Annotated in this window: 25 protein-coding genes; 16 read left to right on the top strand and 9 right to left on the bottom strand. The window is 67.3% G+C overall.

Annotated features, from left to right (window positions below):
* Positions 1-74 precede the first annotated feature (74 nt).
* Positions 75-446 (bottom strand): type II toxin-antitoxin system VapC family toxin, encoded by a 372-nt coding sequence (locus HWX87_RS13310; protein ID WP_176047532.1) that lies wholly within the window; start codon positions 444-446, stop codon positions 75-77.
* On the bottom strand, positions 443-640 hold the full coding sequence (locus HWX87_RS13305) for a type II toxin-antitoxin system VapB family antitoxin (protein WP_069750386.1): 198 nt from the start codon (positions 638-640) through the stop codon (positions 443-445). The genes HWX87_RS13310 and HWX87_RS13305 overlap by 4 nt, the downstream gene beginning before the upstream one ends.
* A gap of 268 nt (positions 641-908) precedes the next feature.
* On the opposite strand from HWX87_RS13305, the gene HWX87_RS13300 reads away from it, so the two are divergent.
* Entirely contained in the window at positions 909-1,460 is a 552-nt protein-coding gene (locus tag HWX87_RS13300) for a hypothetical protein (protein WP_176047531.1), read from the top strand.
* A 148-nt stretch (positions 1,461-1,608) separates the two neighbouring features.
* Here HWX87_RS13300 and kdgD read toward each other — a convergent pair whose 3' ends face one another.
* A complete protein-coding gene (gene kdgD / locus HWX87_RS13295) occupies positions 1,609-2,523 on the bottom strand; it encodes a 5-dehydro-4-deoxyglucarate dehydratase (RefSeq protein WP_176047530.1) in 915 nt (304 codons plus the stop codon).
* Positions 2,524-2,753: 230 nt separating this feature from the next.
* Between kdgD and garD the strand changes: the two genes are divergently transcribed.
* The 4 genes from garD to HWX87_RS13275 all read left to right on the top strand — a co-directional run bounded on the left by garD (position 2,754) and on the right by HWX87_RS13275 (position 6,089).
* Positions 2,754-4,307, top strand: a complete 1,554-nt coding sequence (gene garD / locus HWX87_RS13290) for a galactarate dehydratase (protein ID WP_176047529.1) — start codon at positions 2,754-2,756, stop codon at positions 4,305-4,307.
* Positions 4,308-4,518: 211 nt separating this feature from the next.
* Positions 4,519-4,911 carry a nuclear transport factor 2 family protein gene (locus tag HWX87_RS13285; RefSeq protein ID WP_176047528.1) on the top strand — a complete coding sequence of 131 codons (393 nt, stop codon included), beginning with the start codon at positions 4,519-4,521 and terminating at the stop codon, positions 4,909-4,911.
* A gap of 79 nt (positions 4,912-4,990) precedes the next feature.
* Positions 4,991-5,446, top strand: coding sequence for an RbsD/FucU family protein (locus HWX87_RS13280; RefSeq protein ID WP_176047527.1), 456 nt, complete (start codon positions 4,991-4,993; stop codon positions 5,444-5,446).
* 205 nt (positions 5,447-5,651) lie between these two features.
* Positions 5,652-6,089 carry a DoxX family protein gene (locus HWX87_RS13275; RefSeq protein ID WP_176047526.1) on the top strand — a complete coding sequence of 146 codons (438 nt, stop codon included), beginning with the start codon at positions 5,652-5,654 and terminating at the stop codon, positions 6,087-6,089.
* Between the two features lie 99 nt (positions 6,090-6,188).
* Here the strand turns inward: HWX87_RS13275 and HWX87_RS13270 are convergent, their stop codons facing one another.
* Positions 6,189-7,499, bottom strand: a complete 1,311-nt coding sequence (locus HWX87_RS13270; protein ID WP_176047525.1) for an MFS transporter — start codon at positions 7,497-7,499, stop codon at positions 6,189-6,191.
* Between the two features lie 323 nt (positions 7,500-7,822).
* Entirely contained in the window at positions 7,823-8,959 is a 1,137-nt protein-coding gene (locus tag HWX87_RS13265; protein ID WP_176047524.1) for a branched-chain amino acid ABC transporter substrate-binding protein, read from the bottom strand.
* Between the two features lie 629 nt (positions 8,960-9,588).
* Here HWX87_RS13265 and HWX87_RS13260 point away from each other — a divergent pair.
* Positions 9,589-10,383 (top strand): AraC family transcriptional regulator, encoded by a 795-nt coding sequence (locus tag HWX87_RS13260; RefSeq protein WP_174940971.1) that lies wholly within the window; start codon positions 9,589-9,591, stop codon positions 10,381-10,383.
* An 88-nt stretch (positions 10,384-10,471) separates the two neighbouring features.
* Here HWX87_RS13260 and HWX87_RS13255 read toward each other — a convergent pair whose 3' ends face one another.
* Positions 10,472-10,735: a hypothetical protein gene (locus HWX87_RS13255; protein ID WP_006489463.1), complete on the bottom strand. Its 264-nt coding sequence runs from the start codon at positions 10,733-10,735 to the stop codon at positions 10,472-10,474.
* A 288-nt stretch (positions 10,736-11,023) separates the two neighbouring features.
* On the bottom strand, positions 11,024-12,916 hold the full coding sequence (locus HWX87_RS13250; protein ID WP_176047523.1) for a sugar phosphate isomerase/epimerase and 4-hydroxyphenylpyruvate domain-containing protein: 1,893 nt from the start codon (positions 12,914-12,916) through the stop codon (positions 11,024-11,026).
* Between the two features lie 255 nt (positions 12,917-13,171).
* Between HWX87_RS13250 and aroQ the strand changes: the two genes are divergently transcribed.
* The 3 genes from aroQ to HWX87_RS13235 are packed head-to-tail and all read left to right on the top strand — an operon-like array spanning position 13,172 to position 15,851.
* The gene (gene aroQ / locus HWX87_RS13245; protein WP_176047522.1) at positions 13,172-13,627 is read left to right on the top strand and encodes a type II 3-dehydroquinate dehydratase; all 456 of its coding nucleotides are present in this window, start codon (positions 13,172-13,174) and stop codon (positions 13,625-13,627) included.
* Entirely contained in the window at positions 13,624-14,478 is an 855-nt protein-coding gene (locus HWX87_RS13240; protein ID WP_176047521.1) for a shikimate dehydrogenase, read from the top strand. Before aroQ ends, HWX87_RS13240 begins: the two co-directional genes overlap by 4 nt.
* 32 nt (positions 14,479-14,510) lie before the next feature.
* On the top strand, positions 14,511-15,851 hold the full coding sequence (locus tag HWX87_RS13235) for an MFS transporter (protein WP_176047520.1): 1,341 nt from the start codon (positions 14,511-14,513) through the stop codon (positions 15,849-15,851).
* 102 nt (positions 15,852-15,953) lie between these two features.
* Here the strand turns inward: HWX87_RS13235 and HWX87_RS13230 are convergent, their stop codons facing one another.
* Positions 15,954-17,063 (bottom strand): 2-aminoethylphosphonate--pyruvate transaminase, encoded by a 1,110-nt coding sequence (locus HWX87_RS13230; protein WP_176047519.1) that lies wholly within the window; start codon positions 17,061-17,063, stop codon positions 15,954-15,956.
* Positions 17,064-17,321: 258 nt separating this feature from the next.
* Here HWX87_RS13230 and phnS point away from each other — a divergent pair, with 258 nt between their 5' ends.
* Genes phnS through HWX87_RS13195 form a run of 7 tightly spaced genes read left to right on the top strand, consistent with a single transcriptional unit; the run spans position 17,322 to position 24,607 of the window.
* Positions 17,322-18,410, top strand: coding sequence for a 2-aminoethylphosphonate ABC transporter substrate-binding protein (gene phnS, locus HWX87_RS13225; RefSeq protein ID WP_176047518.1), 1,089 nt, complete (start codon positions 17,322-17,324; stop codon positions 18,408-18,410).
* A 34-nt stretch (positions 18,411-18,444) separates the two neighbouring features.
* Positions 18,445-19,548, top strand: a complete 1,104-nt coding sequence (phnT, locus tag HWX87_RS13220) for a 2-aminoethylphosphonate ABC transport system ATP-binding subunit PhnT (RefSeq protein WP_176047517.1) — start codon at positions 18,445-18,447, stop codon at positions 19,546-19,548.
* Positions 19,526-20,446 (top strand): 2-aminoethylphosphonate ABC transporter permease subunit, encoded by a 921-nt coding sequence (locus HWX87_RS13215; RefSeq protein WP_176047516.1) that lies wholly within the window; start codon positions 19,526-19,528, stop codon positions 20,444-20,446. The genes phnT and HWX87_RS13215 overlap by 23 nt, the downstream gene beginning before the upstream one ends.
* Positions 20,436-21,296, top strand: a complete 861-nt coding sequence (gene phnV, locus HWX87_RS13210) for a 2-aminoethylphosphonate ABC transport system, membrane component PhnV (RefSeq protein ID WP_176047515.1) — start codon at positions 20,436-20,438, stop codon at positions 21,294-21,296. Before HWX87_RS13215 ends, phnV begins: the two co-directional genes overlap by 11 nt.
* Positions 21,293-22,600 carry a phosphonoacetate hydrolase gene (gene phnA, locus HWX87_RS13205; RefSeq protein ID WP_176047514.1) on the top strand — a complete coding sequence of 436 codons (1,308 nt, stop codon included), beginning with the start codon at positions 21,293-21,295 and terminating at the stop codon, positions 22,598-22,600. The genes phnV and phnA overlap by 4 nt, the downstream gene beginning before the upstream one ends.
* A complete protein-coding gene (phnY, locus tag HWX87_RS13200; RefSeq protein ID WP_176047513.1) occupies positions 22,597-24,051 on the top strand; it encodes a phosphonoacetaldehyde dehydrogenase in 1,455 nt (484 codons plus the stop codon). Before phnA ends, phnY begins: the two co-directional genes overlap by 4 nt.
* 4 nt (positions 24,052-24,055) lie before the next feature.
* Positions 24,056-24,607, top strand: coding sequence for a phosphonate degradation HD-domain oxygenase (locus HWX87_RS13195; RefSeq protein ID WP_176047512.1), 552 nt, complete (start codon positions 24,056-24,058; stop codon positions 24,605-24,607).
* A 102-nt stretch (positions 24,608-24,709) separates the two neighbouring features.
* On the opposite strand, the gene HWX87_RS37880 is transcribed toward HWX87_RS13195, so the two are convergent.
* A partial coding sequence (locus HWX87_RS37880; protein ID WP_208456531.1) for a hypothetical protein occupies positions 24,710-24,896 on the bottom strand: 187 nt, incomplete at its 5' end.

Genomic DNA, 24,896 nt, shown 5'->3' with positions numbered 1-24,896 from the left:
AAGGCGGAAGGGGCTCGCGAGTCCCTTCCGCCTTTTTGCATGGCGCGGCCTTTCGCGCCGCCGGTCTCGCCGGGTCAGTGAGCGGGGTGAGCGGCGAGTTGCAGGCGTTCGGCTGCGGCGAGCAGGCGACGGTCGCGCGTCCACAGCTTGCTGCCGCTGGTCAGTCGGACCGACGCGAGCAAGTGGGCGTCGACGTAACCGATGCCGAGCCCGTGAAGCGGCGCGATCTCGATCATGCGTTGGACCTCGTCGTCGGTCGCCGAGGTGGAAGCGGGAAGGTCGCGCAGCGCGTCCAGCACGGTCTGGCGATCGCGCAGGCTGCCGAGCGAAAGCTCGCCGACGACGAACGGATGGATCAATACCCGCTCGGCTTCGAGCAGCGAGGTGAGCGTTGCATCACCGGCTCGCAGGTGATCGATCCAGACGGAGGTGTCGACAAGAATCATGCTGGCTCCGATGGGCGGCGCGGGATGGATTCGAGATCGGGTTCGGTGCCGCCGAGACGGGCCAGCCGACGTGCGCTTTCGCGGGCAATCAGCGCGCGCAGTGCTTCTCTGACCAGCGCCGACTTTTCGGTGACGCCAGTCAACTGCTGGGCTTTGGCGAGCAGGGCGTCGTCCAGGGACAAGGTGGTACGCATGATCGGCTTCCGAAAGATGGGTGCATCAATTATGTCATCAATTGATGTCGATTGTGATGCATTGTGCTGGCCGGGAGATGGCCCGGCGCCGTGTCGGAGCAGCATGATGAGTCGGGCGGCCGGCGTGGCGGCACTGGAAACGCAAGGTAGCCGCCGATCTTGCCGCCTTCCACGTCCCGCGAATTTCTCCTACAGTAGCGAAGCCCCGGACCGCGCGGTCCGCGGGCGAACCTGAGAGACCGACAAAAGACAACGAGGGAACCCTCCAATGAACATCAACAAGCGTGGCGATCACCTGTTCGCGGCCGGATTGTGGAAAGCGATCGGCGACGTCGCGAAATCCGTGCGCACCCAGGTCGGCCAGTACAGCGAAGGGCGCGTGCTCGCGAACGCGCTGCAGGAATTCCAGCGCGACCTCGGCGGCAGCGAATTCGATGTGACGATCAACCAGGGGCGGCTCGTCACGGGCGCCGACGCGCATTCGCTCGTGTTCGGGCAGGCCGTGCGCCGTTTCCGCGAGGACATGGAGGCGCTGGTGTTCGCGCTCCAGTACCGGCGCGGCATCGACGAACGCGACCCGAGCCTGCGCACCGAAGCGCTGACCCAGGCGAACAGCCAGCTCGCGACCGCGAAGCAGTCGGCGACGATCACGGTCGGCCGGTTCTTCGACGCGGTCGTCGACCGGGACGTGCTCGGGCAGATCCTCGACGGCGAATCGAATGCGCGTGCCCGCACGGGCGCGCAGGGCCAGATCGAGGCGACGCGCGTGAAGCTCGCGAACGTGCGCTACCGGATCGTCGGGATCATCGCGCAGATGTGACGGCGCTCGCATGCATCGCAGCGGATGCGTGCGTCATTGCGGAAAGGAAAGCGCAGGCAACAAACGATCGCGGCCGGCGAGTGCCGGCCGCGATGCAGGACTGCCGGCCGCGGCGCCGATGAAAACCCGCGCCGCCGGCCATGCCCGCTTACTGCGGGCCCATCTTCTTGATCAGCACGTCGAGCTCGGCCGCTTCGGCTTCGGTGAGGTCGATGAGCGGCGCACGCACCGGGCCCGCGTCGTGGCCGACGAGCTTCGCGCCGGCCTTCACGATGCTGACCGCATAGCCCGCGCGGCGGTTGCGGATCTTCAGGTACGGCAGGAAGAAGTCGTCGATCAGGCGGCCGACCGTCGCGTGGTCGTCCTTAGCGATCGCCTCGTAGAAGTCCATCGCCGTCTTCGGGATGAAGTTGAACACGGCCGACGAGTACACCGGCACGCCGAGCGCCTTGTACGCGGCCGCATAGACTTCCGCCGTCGGCAGGCCGCCGAGGTACGCGAAGCGGTCGCCGAGGCGGCGGCGGATCGTGACCATGCTCTCGATTTCGCCGACGCCGTCCTTGAAGCCGATCAGGTTCGGGCAACGGTCGGCGAGGCGCTCGAGCATGTCGGCATTCAGCTTCGAATTCGCGCGGTTGTACACCACGACGCCGATCTTCAGCGCGCGGCACACCTGCTCGACGTGCTCGGCGATCCCTTCCTGGCTCGCTTCGGTCAGGTAGTGCGGCATCAGCAGCACGCCGCTCGCGCCGAGGCGCTCGGCTTCCTGCGCATACTCGATTGCGACGCGCGTCGCGCCGCCCGCGCCGGCGAGGATCGGCACCTTGCCCTTGCAGGTTTCCGTCGCGACGCGGATCACGTCCGAATACTCGCGCTGCGTGAGCGAGAAGAATTCGCCGGTGCCGCCGGCCGCGAACAGCGCGCTCGCGCCGTACGGCGCGAGCCATTCCAGGCGCTCGGCATAGGTGCTCGGGCGGAAGCTGCCGTCGGCGTCGAAATCCGTCAGCGGAAACGACAGCAGGCCGTGGGAGATGATCTGTTTGAGTTCTTGCGGTGAAGTCATGGTTGGGGTCGTCCGTCTAGCGCGAGTGCTGGGTTCGTCGGGAACGGCATACGAGCCGAATTGGCGATGTCGTTGTATGTCATCGTACAACGAGGGAAAGGGTGGCGCAAGCGGTTTGCTGGTCGTTAAAGGGTAGGGTCTTTCCGGATAAGGGTTTACGCAGCATCGCCGGTTGAGGTTGAATGTCGTATGATGACTAACGATATGGCCGATAGCCCTCAGGAATTGCAATGACTGCTTCCCCGCTCTACATCCGCGTGCACCCGGACGACAACGTCGCGATCGTCGTCAACGACGGCGGCCTGCCCGAAGGTGCGACGTTCGCCGACGGGCTGACGCTGTGCGAAGGCGTGCCGCAGGGGCACAAGGTCGCGCTCGTCGATCTCGCGGCCGGCGACCCGGTCGTCCGCTACAACGTGGTGATCGGCTACGCGCTGGCCGACCTGCGGCGCGGCAGCTGGGTCAACGAGCGCACGATGCGCATGCCGGAGCCGCCGGGGCTCGACGACCTGCCGCTCGCGACGCGCGCCGCGCCGCCGCTCGAGCCGCTCGACGGCTATACGTTCGAAGGTTTCCGCAATGCCGACGGCTCGGTCGGTACGCGCAACATCCTCGCGATCACGACGACCGTGCAGTGCGTGTCGGGCGTCGTCGAGCATGCGGTGAAGCGGATCAAGGACGAACTGCTGCCGCGCTATCCGAACGTCGACGACGTGGTCGGGCTCGAGCACACGTACGGCTGCGGCGTCGCGATCGACGCACCCGACGCCGACATCCCGATCCGCACGCTGCGCAACATCAGCCTGAATCCGAACTTCGGCGGCGAGGTGATGACCGTCAGCCTCGGCTGCGAGAAGCTGCAGCCCGAGCGCCTGCTGCCGCCGGGCGCGATTCCGCTGACCGCCGACGGCGCGGCCGACAACGGCGGCGTCGTGTGCCTGCAAGACGCCGCGCACGTCGGTTTCAACTCGATGATCGACTCGATCATGAAGATGGCCGAATCGCATCTCGAGCGGCTGAACCGCCGCCGCCGCGAGACGTGCCCGGCGTCGGATCTCGTCGTCGGCGTGCAGTGCGGCGGCAGCGACGCGTTCTCGGGGCTGACTGCCAATCCGGCCGTCGGCTTCGCGGCCGACCTGCTGGTGCGGGCTGGCGCGACGATCATGTTCTCGGAAGTGACCGAAGTGCGCGACGGCGTCGCGCAGCTCACGTCGCGTGCGGCGAACGAGGACGTTGCACGCGAGATCATCCGCGAGATGGACTGGTACGACCGCTACCTGGAGCGCGGCCGCGTCGACCGCAGCGCGAACACGACGCCCGGCAACAAGAAGGGCGGCCTGTCGAACATCGTCGAGAAGGCGATGGGGTCGATCGTGAAGTCGGGCAGCGCGCCGATCGCCGGCGTCGTGCGTCCCGGCGATCGTGCGCGGCAGAAGGGGCTGCTGTACGCGGCGACGCCCGCGAGCGATTTCATCTGCGGCACGCTGCAGCTCGCGGCGGGGATGAACCTGCACATCTTCACGACCGGCCGCGGTACGCCGTACGGCCTCGCGCAGGTGCCGGTGATCAAGGTCGCGACGCGCAGCGATCTCGCGCGCCGCTGGCACGACCTGATGGATCTCGACGCGGGACAGATCGCGACCGGCGCGGCGACGATCGAGGACACGGGCTGGGAACTGTTCCGGCTGATGCTCGACGTCGCGAGCGGCAAGCGCCGCACGTGGGCCGAGCAATGGAAGCTCGCGAATGCGCTGACGCTGTTCAATCCGGCGCCGGTGACCTGACCCGCGCGGGCGTGGCCGGCAAGACGATGCGGGCGCCTTCGGGCGCCCGTTTTCATTGCGGCGGCGCAGGCGTGCCGGTCGTGGCCGGTGCGATTTCCTTACCTGTCACGTAATCGACCGCCCGCGCGAGACCGGCGACGATGACTGCACGCGAATACGAAACACGCAACCTTCGCGACCTCGCCCCCTCATCGACACAAGGAGCCTCGCCATGAACACCGCCCAGTCCGCTTCGTCCGTTCATACCGACCTGATCGACCGCTACTTCGACGCATGGAACGAATCCGACGTCGCGCGCCGCCGCGCGCTGATCGATGCGACCTACGCGAGCGATGCGGCGTATCGCGATCCGCTGATGGCCGGCGACGGCCACGCGGGCATCGACACGATGATCGCGGCCGTGCAGGAACGCTTCCCTGCATACCGTTTCCGCCGCACGACCGACGTCGACGCATTCGGCCAGCACCTGCGGTTCTCGTGGGCGCTCGTGTCGCCCGACGGCGCGGCGATCGTGAAGGGTTCGGACTTCGGCACCGTCGACGCATCGGGCCGCCTCGCGACGGTCACGGGTTTCATCGACGAAATGCCGGCCGCAGCGTCGTGACGCGAGCGGTGCGTGCACAACTGCCGCCGGGATCGGGTAACGTTATGCGGTTTGTTCCTGATCCCGGAGACTAGCCGACATGCTGAAGAATCTCGACCCGCTGCTGCACGCCGACATCCTGCACACGCTGCGCGCGATGGGCCACGGCGACGAAATCGCGATCTGCGACGCGAATTTCCCGGCGGAATCCGTCGCGGAGCACACGGTGGTCGGCCGCGCGCTGCGGATCGACGGTGCCAATTCGGCGCGCGTCGTGCGCGCGGTGCTGTCCGTGCTGCCGCTCGACACGTTCGTCGACACGCCGGCATGGCGGATGGAAGTCGTCGGCGATGCGGCCGCGGTGCCGCCCGTGCAGCGCGAAGTGCAGGCCGAAATCGATCGCGCGGAAGGGCGCGCGGTGCCGCTCGCGGGCATCGACCGATTCGCGTTCTACGAGCGCGCGCAGCAGGCCTACGCGGTGATCGTCACCGGCGAGCTGCGTGGCTACGGCTGCTTCATCTTCAAGAAAGGCGTGTTGTTGGGCGACGCGGGCTAAACGCGGCTTTTGCCGCTGTTTCGTGCCGCTGCCGGCGGGCCGTGCCGCCGCCGCCGTGTAAAGATTTGCTACAACCTTTTTCTTGGACACGGCCGAAAGACCCTCTATGCTGGCCCATTTGCCGCGGGCCCCGCAGGGCCGCGCGGCCCCGAGCCGGATGGGCGCGCCCCGTGCGGCCGGCCGAATTGCATACGAGGAGAGAGGCATGACGCGTTCCGTCGATTCCGGCGTCATTTTTTTCGCACGCCTGGCGCTGGCGGCGTTGTTCCTGTGGGGCGGCGTGATGAAGCTGCTCGGCTACAGCGATTTCGTGGGCTACCTGCACGGGCTGAACGTGCCGTATCCGCAGGTGATCGGGCCGATCGTCGTTGCGATCGAGGCGCTCGGCGGGCTGCTGCTGATCGTCGGCTACAAGGTGAAGCCGCTGGCGCTCCTGATGGCGTTCTATACGGTCGCGACCGCCATGGTCGGACACAATTTCTGGGACGCGACGGACGCTGCCGTCCAGCATGACATGGTGATCCATTTCTGGAAGAACATCGCGATCGCCGGCGGGTTCCTGCTGCTGTACGTGACCGGCGCCGGCGGCGCGAGCATCGACGGTCTGCGCCGGCCGAGCTCGTCGTACGGCGGCCTGCGCTGATCGCACGCGCACCGTTACGCGGAAGCAAAATGAAAAGGGCCGAATCCCGCGGGATTCGGCCCTTTGTTCATGGAACGGGCGCGAGCGCCGGCGTTCCGCTCAGTGTGCGTCCTTCACGTCCTTCGCATCCTTCGAGAACTGCACGGCGATCGCGCCGAGCACGCAGATCGCCGCGACGTACACGACCGGCGCGAGCGGATTCGACTTCATCATCAGCGACACGATCACCGGCGTGAGGCCGCCGAAGATCGCATACGCGACGTTGTACGAGAACGAGATGCCCGAGAAGCGCACGACGGCCGGGAAGCTCTTGACCATCACGAACGGCACCGCGCCGATCGTGCCGACCATGAAGCCCGCGATTCCGTAGTAGAGCGGCAGCGTCGATGCGTCGGCGGCGACCTGCACGAACAGCAGGTAGTAGCACGCGGCGAGCCCGAGGCCGCCGATGCCGAGCACGCGCTTCGCGCCGATCCAGCCCGCGAGCGAACCCGCGGTGATGCAGCCGGCCGTCAGGCACAGCGTCGCGACGCTGTTCGCGAACAGCGTCGTCGCGGGCGTCAGGTGGAACTGCTTCTGCAGCAGCGCGGGCGTCATCAGGATCACGACGACGATCGCGGCCGACAGCATCCACGTGAGCAGCATCGACACGATCACCGCGCGGCCGTGGTCGCGCAGCACGGCCTTCAGCGGGATCTCGGCCGCGAGCGCCTTCTTCGCCTTCATCTCGGCGAACACCGGCGTTTCGTGCAGCCAGCGGCGCAGGTACACGGAGAACAGCCCGAACACGCCGCCCAGCAGGAACGGGATGCGCCACGCGAACGCGCCGACTTCGGCGGCCGAGTAGCGGCTGTTGATGCCGGCGGCCACGAGCGAGCCGAGCAGGATGCCGGCCGTGAGGCCCGCCGTCAGCGTGCCGCACGCATAGCCGATGTGGCGCGACGGCACGTGCTCGGACACGAACACCCACGCGCCCGGCACTTCGCCGCCGACCGCCGCGCCTTGCAGCACGCGGAACAGCAGCAGCAACACCGGTGCGAGGATGCCGATCGAGTCGTAGGTCGGCAGCAGGCCCATCAGCAGCGTCGGCACCGACATCATCAGCACGCTCAGCGTGAACATCCGCTTGCGGCCGAACAGGTCGCCGAAGTGCGCCATGATCACGCCGCCGAGCGGGCGCGCGAGATAGCCGGCCGCGAAGATGCCGAACGTCTGCAACTGGCGCAGCCAGTCGGGAATGTCGTGCGGGAAGAACAGTTGCCCAATCGCCGGCGCGAAGAACACGAAGATGATGAAGTCGTAGAACTCGAGGGCGCCGCCGAGTGCGGCAAGGCCAAGGGTCTTGTAGTCGCTGCGCGTGAGCGCGCGTTCGGCGGCGCGAGGCACGCCGCTCAATTCGGAAGCTTGCATGGTCAGGACGATCGGTTTTCGAATGTTGTTGTCGGTGCTGCGTCTCCAGGGCCCGCTATCGGCATGGACTGACAAGGCGCGGCTTGCATCGTCGAAACGTGCCGCGTGCCGGGTGAGGCACGAAACACGCGCCGCCGCACCGGGATGGGGCGCGGCGGAGACGAAGCGTCAAAGCGGGTTGGGCGATTCTACAGGAGCGCGAAATGCGTGCGCGCGAGTGCGAGCCGAGGAGGGCTTCGGACCATGCAGCCGAAGCGTGCGCGGCGGGACGGCCGGTGAGCCGTCCGCGCGCCGTGCGAGAGGGAGGTTGCGTATCAGCCGGCTCAGTTGCCGGCGATCGTGTCGACCGGCTTGAACGCGCCGTGCTCGACCTTGTAGATCGTCACCGGCGCATCCTTCAGGTCGCCCTTCGTGTCGTACGCGATGCTCGGGGCCGACACGCCCTTGACCGACACCTTGCCGAGATACGGCGTGTACACCTTCGGATCGGTCGAGTTCGCGTCCTTCATCGCGGTGAGCAGCGCGATCGTGCCGTCATACGAGTACGGCGAGTAGGTGATCACGTCTTCGTTGAAGCGCGCCTTGTAGCGTGCCGCGTAGCCGGAGAAACCCGGCATCTTTTCCTTCGGCAGCCCGCCCATGTAGACGATCGCGCCTTCGGCCGCTTCGCCGCCGACCTTCAGGAACGTCGGCGAGCGCGACATCTCGCCCGTCACGAATGCCGACTTCATCCCGAGCTGGCGCATCTTGCGGATCATCGGCGACGATTGCGCGTCACCGCCGCCGTAGAAGATCGCGTCCGGATTGACGCCCTTCAGGTTGGTCAGGATCGCCGAGAAATCGAGCGCCTTGTCGTTCGTGAAGTCGCGCTTGACGATCGTGCCGCCCGCCGCTTCCACGGCTTTCGCGAATTCGTCGGCGATGCCCTGGCCGTAGGCCGTGCGGTCGTCGATGATCGCGATGCGCTTGAAGCGCAGCGTCTTCACCGCGTACATGCCGACGATGCGGCCGGCCTGCGCGTCGCTCGTCAGCAGGCGGTAGGTCGTCTTGTAGCCGCGCGCCGTGTATTGCGGCGACGTCGCCATCGAGATCTGCGGCAGCCCCGCGCGATCGTACAGGTCGGATGCCGGAATGCTGGTGCCCGAGTTGAAGTGACCGATGATCCCGCGGACGTTGTCGTCGATCAGCCGCTGCGCGACGGTCGTGCCGGTGCGCGGGTCGGCCTGGTCGTCCTGCGAGTCGAGCTGGAACGTGACGGGCTTGCCGCCGATCGTCGGATGCGTCGCGTTGAAATCGGCGATCGCGAGCTGCACGCCCTTCTGCATGTCCGTGCCGTAATTCGACTGCGGGCCGGTCAGCGGTGCGGCGAAACCGATCTTGACGACGTCGGCGGCGATGGCGTTCGCGCCCGACAGTGCGCAGGCGACGGCCAGCGCGACGTGCGATACCTTCAGCTTCACTTTCACTTCCCCTTGATGGCGTGGTTGGGCCGCCGCCGGCATGCGGGCCGGCGCCGGTAAACCGGGCGAGACGTATCGGTCGGCAGGCCGATGCGATGGCGGCGCAGGTTCGCCGCGTGCTGCCCGCGCTGTGCCGGAATCGGCGTGCGCGACGGCGGGTGCGGCGGGCCGTGCATGCCGATTGCTGCAGCGGCGGGATGTCGTCTCGTGACCGTGAAGCGAAGTCTAGGTAGCGAAAATGCGGGCGTCTTGCGTGTTCGATGCGCAGCCGGCGACGATATCGGCATATCGTCGATAACCCTGATATATGCCGAAATCGTCACGCCGAATGCGCAATCGCGCCAAGACGCGGGGCCTTCGCATTTTTAGGATGGTGGATTCGGCGGCGCGTTGCCTGAACGTCGACGCGGCACGCCGGCAGCAAGCGAAGGCGTAACCGTGGCCGGCCGCGCACACGTGTCGTAGTGGTTGCGCACGCAACCTGTGTCGCTGGCCGATGCTTGCCGGTCGCGATGTGCGACGCGACCGTCCGTCTGCCGTCTGCCTGACCGTCCCGCACCCGGCGCGCCGCGATCGAAGGGGCGCTTCTATAATCGACGTCATCTGCCACTCGCTTCGCGGTTGCCGGGATGACGACCTTGCTTGCCGTACCGCCCATGAGCCTGTCCGAACCGTTGCGCTACCAGCCCGACAACGCCGATCTCGGCGCGATGCTCGCGCACTTCCGCCTGCTCGAACCGGTGTTCGATGCGCTGCCGGACGTCGCGTTCTTCGTGAAGGATGCGAGCGGCCGCTACGCGATCGTCAACCGCACGCTGGCGATGCGCTGCGGCTACAAGGACAAGCGCGACCTGCTCGGCAAGACCGCCGACGAAGTATTTCCGCGCCGCTTCGGCCGCAGCTATTTCGAGCAGGACATGGCGACGATCAACGCCGGCCAGCAACTGATGGACCAGCTCGAGCTGCACCTGTATCCCGGCCGCCAGCCGGGCTGGTGCCTGACCTGCAAGGAGCCGCTGCGCGACGCCGCGGGCAGGGTGGTCGGCCTCGCGGGCATCTCGCGCGACCTGAAGGCGCACGAGGGATCGCACCCGGCGTACAGCCGGCTCGCCGACGTGGTCCAGCACATCCAGGATCACTACGTGCAGCCGCTGAACCTCAAGCAGCTCGCGCAGATGGCCGGGATGTCGGTCGCGCAGCTCGAACGCTACTTCCACAAGGTGTTCCACCTGACGCCGCGCCAGGTGCTGCTGAAGACGCGGCTCGATGCGGCCACCGCGCTGCTCGTCACGCACGACAAGGTCACCGACGTCGCGGCGCTATGCGGCTATACGGATCACAGCGCGTTCACGCGCCAGTTCAAGGCAACGGTCGGCGTGACGCCGACGGAATACCGGTTGATGCTGCAGGAGCGGGCAGGATGACGCGATTCGCCGGCCGGGCCGGCGCATCGCAGGGATCGGGGTACTGCGGGGTACCGTGGGGAAACGGGGAAGCCGTGAAAACGGCGGCTCAGCGGTAGCCGAGCCCTTTCAGGACGGCCGTGCCGTCTTCGGTCAGCCGGAAGCTCGGGGCCGTATCGGGGTCGAGCTTGACCATCTCGACGAGACCGGCTTCCTGCAGCGCAGGCAGTTCGGGTTTGGCGTTTGCGCCGATCGGTGCATGCAGCAGCACGAGCAGCGTCGCGATTTCATGATGACTGAGCAGGCGGCGCAGCATCGTCTTCTTTGCAGGGGGCGCGGCCGGGCGGCCCGCGGGTGCTTCTACGGCGCTCATCGCTTTCCTCCTTTTCGAGATAACCATCGGGTACTGGTTGCGGATGGTGCCGTCGAAGACTTAAGCGATTCTTAAAACCGTGGCGGGCGACGGGATGCTGCGCTGCGGTACGGGTTACGGGATGTAACGCCATGCGCAGTGCGGCTCCCGGCCCGATCGCGGTCAGCCGCGCGGGCTGGTCCGCGGCCGTCCGATTCACCACGATGGTGCGCGCGGAATGCGGTCCTTTGCATCAACCGCGGATCCCGTCCACGGTTCGGCCCGCGATGCCCGATTCGCTTCCTTCCCTTATTTTCTGCGCTGCGCCTGCGCGGCGAGCCGCACGGCCGCGTTCGTCGCGCCGTAGCCGTCGTATCCGCCGCGCCGCTCGACGATTTCGAGCGAGAAGCGGTTGTCGACCAGTTCCGTATACGCGTGCAGGAATTCGCCGCCGTGCTCGTCGCGGTCGTACAGCAGGTGGTGCGCGCTCAGCGTGTCGATCAGCTCGTCCGGCAGCGCGTAGCGCGCGGCGAGATCGTCGTAGTAATTGGGCGGAATGCGCAGGAACGGTACGCCGTCGGCCGCGAACGCGGCAACCGTCTTCACGATGTCGTCCGTGCGGAACGCGACGTGGTTCAGCCCCGTGCCGTGGTACCGGTCGAGCGATTCGGCGACGGCCGTGTGACGGTCGACCGACGCGTTCAGCGCGATCCGCACCGAGCCGTCGGCGCTGCGCACCGCGCGGCTGCGCATCAGTCCGTACGGGTCCGGCACGAGCCAGCTGCGCTCGGCCTCGAAGCCGAATGCCGTCTTGAAGAACAGGATCCACGTGTCGAGTGCGTCGGCCGGCAGCGCGAGGCACACATGGTCGATGCCCGTCAGCGGACCGACTTCGCTCGGGCCGTCGATGTCGGTCAGCACGAAGTCCGATTCGTACAGCGTCGGCGCGTTCGGCGCTTCATCGACGAAATACTCGAGGCTGCCGTCCGGCGCCTTTACGCTCGGCAGCACGCGTTCGCTCGGCCCGACGCGGCCGGAGAACGGCGCATAGCCGAAGCCGGCCGCGCGCTCGAACGCCACTTTCGCGTCGTCGACGCGGAATGCCGAGGCACACAGCGACAGCCCGTGCTGCTGGAAGAACGCGTCGGCGAACGAGTCGCGCTCCGCGTTCAGCACGATCGACGCGGCGCCGTGCTGGAACAGCGTCACGTCCTTCGAGCGATGCCGGCCGGCGAGCCGGAAGCGCATCCGGCCGAGCCATTCGCCGACGGTTGCCGCCGCCTGCGCGTCGACCGCAAATTCGATGAACTGGAACCCGACGTGCGCGGGCGGCGCCGGCGGCGCGAACAGCGGCTGGCCGGCGGCCGGCGCGCGGCCGTCCTGCGCGAGCCGCTCGCGCGTCAGTTCTTCCAGATAGAGCAGCGAGCGATGGCCGTCGGCGGCGGTGGCCGTGGTCGGCGCGGCGCGGAAGCCGTCGTTGAAGATCTCCAGCGAAAGCGGCCCCGTGTAGCCCGACTCGATCACCCGCGCGGTGAAGCGCGCGAGGTCGAAATCGCCCTGGCCCGGGAACGAGCGGTAGTGGCGGCTCCATTCGAGCACGTCCATCGCGAGCTTCGGCGCGTCGGCGATCTGCACGAACGCGATCCGGTCGCCGGGGATGTCGGCGATCGCGTCCGGAGAATCGTCGAGCGACAGCGTATGGAAGCTGTCGAGCGCAAGGCCGAGGTGCGGACTGTTCACGGCATTCACGAGTTTCCACGCATGGCCGTACCGCTTCACGACGCGGCCCCAGGCGAGCGCTTCGTACGCGGCGACCACGCCGGCCTGTCGCGCCGCTTCGGCGAGTGCGCCGAGCTGGTCGACGAGCAGCCCGTCGTCGGCGATCGTGTCGGCCGACACATTGCTGCAGACGAGGATGCGGTCGGTGCCGAGCGCGTGCATCACGTCGAACTTGCGCTTGACCCGGTCGAGGTTGCGCGCGAGCTGGGCCGCGCTGACGCCTTCGAAGTCGCGAAACGGCTGGAACAGCACGATGTCGAGGCCGAGGTCGGCGGCCATGCGCCGGACGTCGGCCGGCGATCCGTCGAAGTAGACGAGGTCGTTTTCGAAGATTTCGACGCCGTCGAAGCCCGCGGCCTGGATGGCGGCGAGTTTCTCGGCGAGCGTGCCGGACAGTGACACGGTGGCGATCGAGCGCTGCATGGCGATTCCTGCGGATGAGCGGGGCATGGCGTCGGTCGAACCGGTCCTGAATGAACCAGTCGTTGAGTCCCGGGCGAACGCCATATCCCGAATTTACTGGGGTAGTGGCGTGTATTGTACAAACTAACTAGGTGGTACAAATTAGCGAAAACCCGAAAAGACAGCGCGCTTTCACGGGCGCACACTAGCGCCAAATTCCGATGTTTTCGGGGCGATGCCGTCACGGTCCGCCCCTGTTTTAGGAGCAGAATCACCATGAGCAAGCACAAGGTGCTGGTGCTGAACGGCCCGAACCTGAACCTGCTGGGGACGCGCGAGCCCCATATCTACGGCGCGGAAACGCTCGCCGACGTCGAGCAGCGCTGCCGTACGGCGGCCGAGGCGCTCGGGCTGGAAATCGAGTTCCGCCAGTCGAACGCCGAGCATCAGCTGATCGACTGGCTGCATGCCGCGCGCCTCGACACGGACGGCATCGTGATCAACCCGGCTGCCTATACGCATACGTCGGTCGCGCTGGCCGACGCGCTTTCCGCGATCGCGAAGCCGGTGATCGAAGTCCATATCTCGAACGTGCATCGCCGCGAGGCGTTCCGCCACCATTCCTATGTGTCGGCGGTTGCCGAAGCCGTGATCTGCGGCTGCGGCACCGAAGGCTACGTGTTCGCGCTGCAGCGTCTGGCGACGCTGTTTGCGCAGGGAGCCGCACGATGAGCCGCCCGTCGTTTCTGATCGGCCTGATCGGCCAGGGCATCGGCGGTTCGCTGTCGCCCGCGATGCACGAGGAAGAAGGTTTCCGCCAGGGGTTCGGCTACGTGTACCGGCGCATTGATCTCGACGCGCTCGGCGTGACCGTCGACGCACTGCCGCAACTGCTCGATGCCGCGCAGCGGATGGGCTACAACGGGCTGAACATTACGCACCCGTGCAAGCAGCGCGTGATCGAACACCTCGACGCGCTGTCGGACGACGCGCGCGCGCTCGGCGCGGTGAACACCGTGCTGTTCAAGGACGGCAAGCGGATCGGGCACAACACCGACTGGTCGGGCTTCGCGAAATCGTTTCGCCGCGGGTTGCCCGACGCGAAGCTCGACAGCGTCGTCCAGCTCGGCGCGGGCGGCGCCGGTGCGGCCGTGGCGCACGCGGCGCTGCAGATGGGCGCGGCCGAACTGAAGATTTTCGATGTCGACGGCACGCGCGCCGCCGCGCTCGCGGCCGAACTGCAGCAACGCTTCCCCGCCGCGCGGATCATGCCGGGCGGCGATCTCGCTGCCGCGATGCGCGCTGCGACGGGCCTGATCCACGCCACGCCGACCGGCATGGCCAAGCATCCGGGCCTGCCGCTGCCGGCCGAACTGCTCCACGCGGCCATGTGGGTGGCCGACATCGTGTATTTCCCGCTCGAAACCGAACTGATCCACGCCGCGCGCGCGGCCGGCTGCGCCACGCTGCCGGGCGGCGGGATGGCCGTCTACCAGGCCGTCGACGCGTTCGAGATCTTCACCGGACGCACGCCCGACGCCGAGCGGATGTTCGATCACTTTCAGTCGCTCGTCGCGCGCTGACCCCTTACAGAAAGAGAGACCAGGAGACGACCATGCAGCACACCACCCACACGAGCGCCGCGCCGGCGCAGGCCGGCACGGTCCGGCGCACCTCGGCGCGCTACAAGATTCTCGCGCTGCTCGCGATCGGCACGATGATCAACTATCTCGACCGCACCGTGCTGGGGGTGGCTGCGCCGCAGCTCACCAAGGAGCTCGGCATCAACGCGGCCGTGATGGGCATCATGTTCTCCGCGTTTTCGTGGACCTACGTTGCGATGCAGGTGCCCGGCGGCCTGTTCCTCGACCGCTTCGGCAGCAAGATCACCTATTACTGGTCGATGACGCTGTGGTCGCTGTGCACGTTCCTGCAGGGCTTCGTGCCGGGCATCGCGACGCTGTTCGCATGCCGGCTCGGGCTCGGCGTGACGGAGGCGCCGTGCTTCCCGACCAACAGCCGGGTCGTCGCGACGTGGTTCCCGCAGAACGAACGCGCGATGGCGACGGGCACTTATACCGTCGGCGAGTACATCGGCCTCGCGTTCTTCAGCCCCGTGCTGTTCGCGCTGATGGGCGCGTTCGGCTGGCGTTCGCTGTTCTGGGTCGTCGGCGCGATCGGCATCGTGTTCGGCCTGGTCTGGTGGAAGTTCTATCATGAGCCGCGCAACCATCCGGGCGCCAACTCGGAGGAGCTCGCGTACATCGAGGCGGGCGGCGGTCTCGTGCACAGCGCACGCAAGGATGGCGACAAAGGCGGCAAGGGCGAGCAGAAGAAGTTCAGCTGGGCGATGGCCGGCAAGCTGCTGAAGAAGCGCCAGCTCGCGGGCATCTGCCTCGGCCAGTTCGCAGGCAATTCGACGCTCGTGTTCTTCCTGACCTGGTTCCCGACCTACCTCGCCACCGAGCGCCACATGGGCTGGCTGAAGATCGGCTTCTTCGCGGTGATGCCGTTCATCGCCGCGTCGGTCGGCGTGATGTTCGGCGGAATCTTCTCCGACTGGCTGCTGCGCCGCGGCAAGTCCGCGAACCTCGCGCGCAAGCTGCCGATCATCGCGGGCCTGCTGCTCGCGTCGACGATCATTCTCGCGAACTACGTGAAGAGCAACGAAGCCGTGATCGCGATCATGTCGGTGGCCTTCTTCGCGCAGGGGATGGCCGCGCTCGGCTGGACGCTCGTGTCGGACATCGCGCCGGACGGCCTGCTCGGCGTGACGGGCGGCATCTTCAACTTCGCGGCGAACCTCGCGGGCATCGTCACGCCGCTGGTCGTCGGTTTCATCGTCGCGTCGACCGGCTCGTTCGTCGGTGCGCTGGTGTTCATCGGCGTGATCGCGCTGGTCGGTGCGCTGTCGTACATCTTCGTCGTCGGCGACATCAAGCGGATCGAGCTGTAAGCACCGCCTCCACGCACATCCAGTGCGTTAGCCCGGCGGCCAATCGGCCGCCGGGCTTTTTTGTTTGCGGCGCCGGCCGGCGTGCCGGTCGGCGCACGGCGCTTACGCGCGCTGCACGGCGATGCCGAGCGATTCGACGGCCTGCGCGATCGCCGCGACCGCACGCCGGATATCGCCCGAATCGATCGCGCCGATGCAGCCGACGCGGAACGTCTCGAGTTGCGTGAGCTTGCCCGGATACAGGATGAAGCCCGCGTCGCGCACCGCGTCGTAGAAGCGGCGGAAATCGTAGGCCGGATGGTCGGGCGCATGGAACGTGACGATCACCGGTGCCTGCACGCTCGCGTCGAGGAACGGCACGAAGCCGAGCGCGCGCATCGACTCGACCAGCGTGCGGCAGTTGTCCACGTAGCGCGCACCACGCGCCGGCTGCCCGCCTTCGGCGAGGTACTGGTCGAGCGCGGCGCGCAGCGCGGCGATCACGTGGGTCGGCGGCGTGAAGCGCCACTGGCCCGTCTTGCGCAGGTACGCGTACTGGTCGTGGAGGTCGAGCGCGAGCGACGGCGAGTTGCCTTCGCACGCGTCGAGCGCGTCGCGCCGTACGATCGCGAACCCCATCCCCGGCACGCCTTCGAGGCATTTGCCGCTCGCCGAGACCAGCGCATCGATGCCGCTGTCCGCGAGCGCGATCGGCAACGCGCCGAACGAGCTCATCGCGTCGACGATCAGCCGCTTGCCGTGGCGCCGGCACGCGGCTGCGATCGCATCGAGCGGATTCAGGATCCCGGCGCTCGTCTCCAGATGCACGAGTGCGACGTGCGTGATGCGCGGCTCGCGCGCGAACGCGGCCTCGACCGCCGCCGCGTCGACGGCCGCGTCCTCGCCGAACGGCAACGCGATCGCGTCGATGCCGAGCCGGCCGAGGATCTTCAGGATGCGTGCGCAATACGCGCCGTTGTCGGGCACCAGCACGACGCCGTCGCGCGGCACCAGCGTGCCGAGCGCGGCTTCGACCGAGAACGTGCCGCTGCCCTGCATCGGTACGCACACGTACTCGTCGCCACCGTGCGCAATGGCGACGAGATCCGCGCAGACGCTGGCCGTCAGTTGATTGAAAGCGGCATCCCACGACCCCCAGTCATGTTGCATTGCGTGGCGCGTTGTGGCGGACGTGGTGAGCGGGCCGGGCGTGAGCAGAATCGGGTCGGACATGGTTTTTCTCCAGCAGAGGTCGAACGAAACGCCGGGCGGCATTTCTGAATGACTTGCATGATATTGGCAAAATGTGTCATTTTTTGGAAATTGTGGCATTCGTCACGGGTTTGTCATCGAACGCTGTGATCCTTCGGTTGCCGCGCGAAACCAACCGCAGCGCGGCGGCGAGGCGGGCCGTCGATCGGCCTGCCCGGAGATAACAGGAGAGCCGGATCGTGCCCCGGCCGTTTGGTGTTCCGCCTACGGAGAAGTGAGATGACACTGCAGAATTCCTCGCGCGCCGCTGCCGGCGCGTTCCGCAAGCTTGCGCTGGCCGCCAGCGTCGCCGGTCTGATGGGCGCCGCGTTGCCCGCGCATGCGGCGAGCGCGGTCGTGCTGTATACGGCGGACGGTCTCGAGAACCTCTATCGCGATGTGCTGCCGGCCTTCGAGAAGAAGGAAGGCGTCAAGGTCAACATCGTGACGGCAGGTAGCGGCGAGGTCGTGAACCGCGCGAACATCGAGAAGAATTCCCCGAAGGCCGACGTGATCGTCACGCTGCCGCCGTTCATCCAGCAAGCCGGCCAGATGGGCCTGCTGCAGCCGTACCAGAGCGTGAACTACAAGAACGTGCCGGCCATCGCGAAGGCCGAGGACGGCACGTGGGCGACGTTCGTGAACAACTACTTCTCGTTCGCGATCAACCCGGACGTCGTGAAGAACCAGCCGAAGACGTTCGCCGACCTGCTGTCGCCGGCCTATGCCGGCAAGGTCGCGTACTCGAACCCGGCCACGGCCGGCGACGGGATGGCCGTGCTGATCCTGACGACGTCGCTGATGGGCGAGGACAAGGCGTTCGACTACCTCGCGAAGCTGTCGCAGAGCGTGAAGTTCCACACCAAGGGCACGGGCTACCTGAACGTGCTGCTCTCGCGTAACGAAATCAGCGTCGCGAACGGCGACCTGCAGATGGACCTCGACGACGCCGAACACGGCGCGCTGTCCGTCAAGCCGATCTTCCTGGCAGCGAAGGACGGCGACCAGCCGACCACGTTCCAGCTCCCGTACGGCATTGGCCTGATCAAGAGCGGCCCGAACCAGGACGCCGGCAAGAAGCTGATCGACTACCTGATGTCGACGGACGTGCAGTCGAAGGTGCCGGACATGTACGGCATCCCGGGCCGCACGGACGTGCCGCTGGCCGGCAAGAACGGCGAAGCGGTCAAGAAGGCGATCGCGGGCGTGAAGCTGATCCCGGTCGACTGGACCCAGGTGATGGCGAAGAAGCCGGTGTGGATCGAGCGCTGGAAGAAGGACGTGATCGGCAGCTCGGGCAAGCAGCTCGACGTCGTCAAGCCGAAGTGATCGGCACACGCCGCCTGTATTAGTGAGCAAGAGGATGAACCCGGTGGAAACCACCCTGACCCATCCCGGCGCATTCGGCGCCGCCGAACCGCACGCGACGCTGCGGTCCGGCGCGCCGGGCGGCGTGCAGATCGAACACCTGAGCGTGCGCTACGGCGCACGCACGGTGCTGGAAGATCTGTCGCTGTCGATCGGTGCCGGTGAATTTCTGACCGTGCTCGGCAAGAGCGGCTGCGGCAAGACCACGCTGCTGCGCTTCATCGCCGGGTTCGTGAAGGCCGATGGCCTGACCGGCACGCTGACCGTTGCCGGACGCGACCTGACCTATGCGCCGCCGCACAAGCGCAACCTCGGTCTGCTGTTCCAGAATTACGCGCTGTTCCCGCACCTGTCGGTGTTCGAGAACGTCGCATTCGGGCTGCGCGCGCGCGGCATGGCGTCGTCGGAAGTGACGCGACGCGTCGCCGACGCGCTGAAGCTCGTGCAGCTCGGCGATGCGGGCCATCATCTGCCCGCGCAGCTGTCGGGCGGGATGCAGCAGCGCGTCGCGCTGGCGCGCGCGCTCGTGATCGAGCCGGACGTGCTGCTGCTCGACGAGCCGCTGTCGGCGCTCGACGCGAACCTGCGCGCCTCGGTGCGCAGTGAACTGAAGGCGCTGCACGAGCGCCTGCCGAACCTGACCGTCGTCTGCGTGACGCACGACCGCGACGACGCCCTCGTGCTGTCCGACCGCGCGCTGCTGATGCGCGACGGCCACATCGCGCAGCTCGGCACGCCGCAGCAACTGTACGACGCGCCGCAGGACGGCTACGTCGCACGCTATCTCGGCCCGGCGAACCTGCTGCCGCCGCACGTGATCTTCCCGCTCGGCGATCCGCGCCACGACGTGCGCGGCAAGGTCGCGTGCGTGCGCCCCGAGCGCCTGACCGTGATGCCGCCGGCGGCCGGCGGCCTGCACGGCACGGTGGCGTCCGTCGAATGGCAGGGCGCGGACCTGTCGATCGCGGTCGTGATCGACGCGGCGCCCGACGAGCCCGTGCGCGTCACGATGCAACGCGGCCGCGGCGCGGCCCCCGAGCGCGGTGCGCGCGTGTCCCTGCAATGCGAGGCAGACGATGTCGTCCTTATCGAGCCCTGAAGCCGGCCTGCCGCCGCACGTGCTCGCGTCGGCCGCCGCGCACGCTGCCGCCGCGCGGCGCCGCAAGCGCATGGGCGACCTGCACCTGGCCGCGCTCGCGATCGTCCTGCTCGGCCCGCTCGTCGTCTATCCGCTGGTGCGGCTCGTGCTGCTGAGCGTATCGGGCGATCACGGGCTGAGTTTCGCCGCGTACCGTACCTTCTTCGGCAATCCCGACACGCGCAGCGTGATGATGACGACGCTCGGCGTGCTGTTCGCGAGCGCCGGCACCGCGTCGGTGCTCGGCGTGCTGCTGGCCGCGCTGCTGTTCTTCAAGCCGTTCCCGGGCGCATCGCTCGTCACGCGCTTCCTGGAGCTGTACGTCGCGTTCCCGTCGTTCCTCGTCGCGTTCACGTTGATCTTCCTGTACGGCTCGCAAGGGTCGATCAGCATCGCGCTGCAGCACCTGTTCCATCTCGAGAACCCGCCGCTCGATTTCCTGTTCGGCATCGGCGGCGTGATTCTCGCGCAGACCGTGTTCTATACGCCGTTCGTCGTGCGGCCGACGCTCGCGTCGTTCGCGACGCTCGACCTGCGTCTGATCGAAGCCGCCCGCAGCCTCGGCGCGCCCGGCTGGATGCTCGCGCGTCGCGTCGTCCTGCCGATCGCGTGGCCGGGCATCGCCGCCGGCACCGTGCTGTGCTTTCTGCTGACGCTGAACGAGTTCGGGATTCTGCTCGTGCTCGGCAGCGCGCGGCTCGTCACGTTGCCGGTCGCGATCTACAGCAGCGCGACCGTCGATCTCGATTTGCCGACCGCGTCGGCCGGCGCGGTCGTGATGCTGGCGTTGTCGCTGGCGCTGTATGCGGTTTATCGCCGGGTGAACCGGCGTGCGACGGGAGGGAACGATGTCCGCTGAATTTCGTATCGGGCAAGCCGTGCCGCGCCACCAGATCGGCTGGAGCGACGCGCTGCTCAAGCACGCGTCGCGTGTCGCGCTCGCGCTGGCCGCATTCGCGTGCTTCTGGTTGTTCGTGCTGCCGGTCGTCGTCGTCGCGCTGTCGAGCGTGTCGACCCAGTGGTCGGGCACGATCTTGCCGGCCGGCTACAGCCTGCGCTGGTTCGAACGGCTCGGGTCGCCGGAGTACGACGCGCTGCTGACGAGCCTCGAAATCGGCTTCGGCGTATCGGCGATCGGCACGATCCTTGGGCTGTGGCTCGCGCTGGCGCTCGAAGGGCGCGACCGGCGCGGCCTCGGCGCAGTGGTCGACGCGCTCGTGATGGTGCCGAACGGTGTGCCGAGCGTCGTGCTCGGGCTCGCGGTGCTGATCGCGTATCACCAGAAGCCGCTCGACCTGTCGAGCTCGGCGGCGATCGTCGTGCTCGTGCAGCTCGCGCTGATCCTGCCGTTCTGCTATCGCTGCGCGGCCGCCGCGTTGCGTCCGGAACTGACCGTGCTGCGCGAAGCCGCGGCGAGCCTCGGTGCGCCGCCCGCGATGGTGCTGCGCCGTGTGCTGCTGCCGCAGCTCGTGCCGGCGCTGCGCGCGAGCCTCGCGCTCGGCTTCGCGCTGTCGCTCGGCGAGCTCGGCGCGACGCTGACGGTGTATCCGCCGGGCTTCGCGACCGTGCCGATCGTCGTGATCGGCCAGGTGGAGCGCGGTTACTACCTTCCGGCATCGGCGCTGTCGCTGCTGATGCTCGGCGCGTCGCTCGCGGCGCTGCTGCTGATTGCCGCGCGCGTGCCGCGCGGCAAGCGGGCGGCATCATGAACGCCGCGTTCGCATTGCGCCATCCCGGTGACGCGTCGGCGGCCGGCACCTCGACGGGGCTGGCGGGTCGCTCGGTCGACGTCAACGGCCGGCGCTACCGGCTGCCGGTCGAGCCGACCGTCGTCGTCTGCGTCGACGGCTGCGAGTACGACTATCTCGAACGGGCAGTGGAAGCGGGCGTCGCGCCGTTCATCGGCCGGATGATCGCGGAAGGCACGGCGTGGCGCGGCGATTGCGTCGTGCCGACCTTCACCAACCCGAACAACCTGTCGATCGTCTGCGGCGTGCCGCCGTCGGTCCACGGGATCTGCGGCAACTATTTCTGGGATCCGGCCGCCGACGGCGGGCGCGGCGCCGAAGTGATGATGAACGACCCGGCCTACCTGCGGGCCGGCACGCTGCTCGCGGCGGCGTCCGACGCCGGCGCGCGGGTGGCCGTCGTGACCGCGAAGGACAAGCTGCGCCGGCTGCTCGGCTGGCAGATGCGCGGCATCTGCTTCTCCGCCGAGAAGGCCGCGCAGGCGAATCTCGCGGAAAACGGGATCGTCGACGTGCTCGACTGGGTCGGCCTGCCGTCGCCGGACGTCTACAGTGCGGCGCTGTCCGAGTTCGTGTTCGCGGCCGGCGTGCGGCTCGCGCAGACGCGCCAGGTCGACCTGATGTATCTGTCGACTACCGACTACGTGCAGCACAAGTGCGAGCCGGGCAGTGCGGGCGCGAACGCGTTCTACGCGATGATGGACGGCTACCTTGCGCAGCTCGACGCGCTCGGCTGGGCGATCGGCCTCACGGCCGACCACGGGATGAACGCGAAGCACGATCCTGCGACGGGCCACCCGAACGTGATCTATCTGCAGGACGCATTCGATGGCTGGTACGGCGCGCAGGCTGCGCGCGTGATCCTGCCGATCACCGATCCGTACGTCGTGCACCACGGCGCGCTCGGCTCGTTTGCGACGATCTACCTGGCGCCGGGTGTCGACCGGGCTGAAGCGATGTGGCGTGTCGGCGGCCTGGACGGCGTCGAGCTCGTGCTGGACAACGCGGAAGCCGCCGCACGTTTCGAACTGCCGGCCGACCGGATCGGCGATCTCGTCGTGATCGGCCGCCGCGACATGACGCTCGGCACGCGCGAGCGCGAACACGACCTGTCGGGCCTCACGGTGCCGCTGCGTTCGCACGGCGGCGTGTCGGAGCAGGAAGTGCCGTTGCTGTTCAACCGGCGTATCGAGCGGGACGATCCCGCGCGTCGCCCGCGCAACTTCGACGTGTTCGATTTCGTGTTGAACCGGGTCACGACATGATGGCGCATCCTCGACACGATCATCCGGCGTTTCGCGCAGAGGCGTTGCGCTGGTGCGGTACACGCGCGACGCGCGAACGCACGCTCGACGTCACGGACCCGTACACGGGCACGCGCGTCGGTACTGTGCCGCTTGCGAGCGTCGACGACGTGCGCGCGGCGTTCGACTACGCGATGGCCTACCGGCCGAAGCTCACGCGCTACGAGCGGTCGCAGATCCTCGAACGTGCGGCCGCGCTGCTGCGCGAACGCACCGAGGAAGCGTCCGACCTGATCACGCTCGAATCGGGGCTGTCGAAGCAGGATTCCCGCTACGAGATCGGCCGTGTCGCCGACGTGCTGAAGTTCGCGGCGATCGAGGCATTGCGCGATGACGCGCAGAGTTTCTCATGCGACCTGACGCCTCACGGCAAGGCGCGGCGCGTGTTTTCGCAGCGGCAGCCGCTTGACGGCGTGATCGTCGCGATCACGCCGTTCAATCATCCTATGAACCAGGTGGCGCACAAGATCGCGCCGGCGATCGCGACGAACAACCGCGTGATCGTGAAACCGTCGGAGAAGGTACCGTTGTCGGCGTTCTATCTGGCCGACCTGCTGGTCGAAGCCGGGCTGCCTGAGCCGATGCTGCAGGTGCTGACCGGCGATCCGGCCGAGATCGCAGACGAACTCGTCACGCATCCGCATGCGTCGCTGATCACGTTCACGGGCGGTGTGGCGATCGGCAAGGCGATTGCCGCGCGGGCCGGCTACCGGCGCATCGTGCTGGAGCTGGGCGGCAACGACCCGCTGATCGTCCTCGACGACGCCGATCTCGAACGCGCGGCGTCGCTGGCGGTGCTCGGCTCGTACCGGAATTCGGGCCAGCGCTGTACGGCCGTCAAGCGGATGCTGGTGCAGCGTTCGATCGCACCCGCATTCACCGAATTGCTCGTCGAGAAGACGCGTGCATGGAAGTACGGCGATCCGTTCGATCCCGCAAATGAAATGGGCACGGTGATCGACGAGGCGGCGGCGCGGCTGTTCGAGGCGCGCGTCGAAGAGGCCGTTGCGCAGGGGGCGCGCCTGCTGACCGGCAACGTGCGGCGCGGCGCGCTGTATTCGCCGACCGTGCTCGACAACGTCGATCCGTCGATGACGATCGTGCGCGAGGAGACCTTCGGGCCCGTGTCGCCGGTGATCACGTTCGATACGATCGACGACGCGATCCGGATCAGCAACGGAACGGCGTTCGGGCTGTCGTCGGGTGTGTGTACCGACAGCACGGCGGCGGTCGTGCGGTTCGTGAACGAACTGAACGTCGGCACGGTGAATGTATGGGAAGTACCCGGCTACCGGATCGAGCTGTCGCCGTTCGGCGGGATCAAGGATTCGGGGCTCGGTTACAAGGAAGGCGTTCAGGAGGCGATGAAGAGCTTCACGAACCTGAAGACGTTTTCGTTGCCTTGGGAGTAAACGGATGGCATTGACGGTGGAAGAGATCCACGGCCTGTATCGCGAGCATGGCCATGTGGCCTATAGCGGCGAACCGGTCACGCAGCTCGAGCATGCGTTGCAGAGCGGATTGCTGGCGGAAGAGGCGGGCGCGGACGAGGCACTGGTCGCGGCGGCGTTCCTGCACGACCTCGGTCATCTGCTGAATCGCCAGGGCGAGACGCCGAGCGCGCGCGGAATCGACGATCTGCATCAGTATTACGTGCTGCCGTTCCTGCGGCCGCTGTTTTCCGACGCGGTGCTGGAGCCGATCCGGCTGCACGTCGACGCGAAGCGCTGCCTGTGCCGCACGGACGCCGGCTACTTCGAAAGCCTGTCGCCGGACTCGGTGCGCAGCCTCGCGCTGCAGGGCGGCATCTTCAGTGAAGAGGAGACGGCGGCGTTCCTGCGGCGCCCGTTCGCGGAAGATGCGCTGCGTCTGCGCCGCTGGGACGATTCGGCGAAGGAGGAAGGGAAGGTGACGCCTGACCTCGATCACTATATGGAGATCGTCGCGCGCCAGGTGCGTGCAGGCTGACGGGTCAGGTTGCTTCTATATATAAGGCCCCGCACGCGGCAGCGTGCGGGGCCTTATATTTTTTGCGAAACCCCTTGCGCAGTTCGAAGAGGCTGCCTACAATCACGCCTCTTTCGCGCTAACGGAAACGCGGCGCGGGAGGAAGGGAAGCGGTGCTGTTGAGGCTTGGTGGTAGCGGCCTCGGTGGTGCAGGAAGTTGAGCCCCGCAGTCGCAACGATGTCGTGTAAAAAGTTGTTGACGAGCTGCGAAACACGGTTCATAATCTCGCTTCTCTGCTGCTGAAAACGC

Source organism: Burkholderia sp. BCC1644, assembly GCF_902833225.1.
In the GTDB taxonomy this organism is placed as follows: domain Bacteria; phylum Pseudomonadota; class Gammaproteobacteria; order Burkholderiales; family Burkholderiaceae; genus Burkholderia.
The sequence above is the reverse complement of the archived record's forward strand: the minus strand, read 5'-3'. Positions and strand labels throughout refer to the sequence as shown.

Excerpts from the sequence above, each read along its gene's own strand:
- HWX87_RS13310 (WP_176047532.1), bottom strand. The coding sequence starts at position 446 with ATGATTCTTGTCGACACCTCCGTCTGGATCGATCACCTGCGAGCCGGT.
- HWX87_RS13305 (WP_069750386.1), bottom strand. The coding sequence starts at position 640 with ATGCGTACCACCTTGTCCCTGGACGACGCCCTGCTCGCCAAAGCCCAG.
- HWX87_RS13300 (WP_176047531.1), top strand. The coding sequence starts at position 909 with ATGAACATCAACAAGCGTGGCGATCACCTGTTCGCGGCCGGATTGTGG.
- kdgD (WP_176047530.1), bottom strand. The coding sequence starts at position 2,523 with ATGACTTCACCGCAAGAACTCAAACAGATCATCTCCCACGGCCTGCTG.
- garD (WP_176047529.1), top strand. The coding sequence starts at position 2,754 with ATGACTGCTTCCCCGCTCTACATCCGCGTGCACCCGGACGACAACGTC.
- HWX87_RS13285 (WP_176047528.1), top strand. The coding sequence starts at position 4,519 with ATGAACACCGCCCAGTCCGCTTCGTCCGTTCATACCGACCTGATCGAC.
- HWX87_RS13280 (WP_176047527.1), top strand. The coding sequence starts at position 4,991 with ATGCTGAAGAATCTCGACCCGCTGCTGCACGCCGACATCCTGCACACG.
- HWX87_RS13275 (WP_176047526.1), top strand. The coding sequence starts at position 5,652 with ATGACGCGTTCCGTCGATTCCGGCGTCATTTTTTTCGCACGCCTGGCG.
- HWX87_RS13270 (WP_176047525.1), bottom strand. The coding sequence starts at position 7,499 with ATGCAAGCTTCCGAATTGAGCGGCGTGCCTCGCGCCGCCGAACGCGCG.
- HWX87_RS13260 (WP_174940971.1), top strand. The coding sequence starts at position 9,589 with ATGACGACCTTGCTTGCCGTACCGCCCATGAGCCTGTCCGAACCGTTG.
- HWX87_RS13255 (WP_006489463.1), bottom strand. The coding sequence starts at position 10,735 with ATGAGCGCCGTAGAAGCACCCGCGGGCCGCCCGGCCGCGCCCCCTGCA.
- HWX87_RS13250 (WP_176047523.1), bottom strand. The coding sequence starts at position 12,916 with ATGCAGCGCTCGATCGCCACCGTGTCACTGTCCGGCACGCTCGCCGAG.
- aroQ (WP_176047522.1), top strand. The coding sequence starts at position 13,172 with ATGAGCAAGCACAAGGTGCTGGTGCTGAACGGCCCGAACCTGAACCTG.
- HWX87_RS13240 (WP_176047521.1), top strand. The coding sequence starts at position 13,624 with ATGAGCCGCCCGTCGTTTCTGATCGGCCTGATCGGCCAGGGCATCGGC.
- HWX87_RS13235 (WP_176047520.1), top strand. The coding sequence starts at position 14,511 with ATGCAGCACACCACCCACACGAGCGCCGCGCCGGCGCAGGCCGGCACG.
- HWX87_RS13230 (WP_176047519.1), bottom strand. The coding sequence starts at position 17,063 with ATGTCCGACCCGATTCTGCTCACGCCCGGCCCGCTCACCACGTCCGCC.
- phnS (WP_176047518.1), top strand. The coding sequence starts at position 17,322 with ATGACACTGCAGAATTCCTCGCGCGCCGCTGCCGGCGCGTTCCGCAAG.
- phnT (WP_176047517.1), top strand. The coding sequence starts at position 18,445 with ATGAACCCGGTGGAAACCACCCTGACCCATCCCGGCGCATTCGGCGCC.
- HWX87_RS13215 (WP_176047516.1), top strand. The coding sequence starts at position 19,526 with ATGTCGTCCTTATCGAGCCCTGAAGCCGGCCTGCCGCCGCACGTGCTC.
- phnV (WP_176047515.1), top strand. The coding sequence starts at position 20,436 with ATGTCCGCTGAATTTCGTATCGGGCAAGCCGTGCCGCGCCACCAGATC.
- phnA (WP_176047514.1), top strand. The coding sequence starts at position 21,293 with ATGAACGCCGCGTTCGCATTGCGCCATCCCGGTGACGCGTCGGCGGCC.
- phnY (WP_176047513.1), top strand. The coding sequence starts at position 22,597 with ATGATGGCGCATCCTCGACACGATCATCCGGCGTTTCGCGCAGAGGCG.
- HWX87_RS13195 (WP_176047512.1), top strand. The coding sequence starts at position 24,056 with ATGGCATTGACGGTGGAAGAGATCCACGGCCTGTATCGCGAGCATGGC.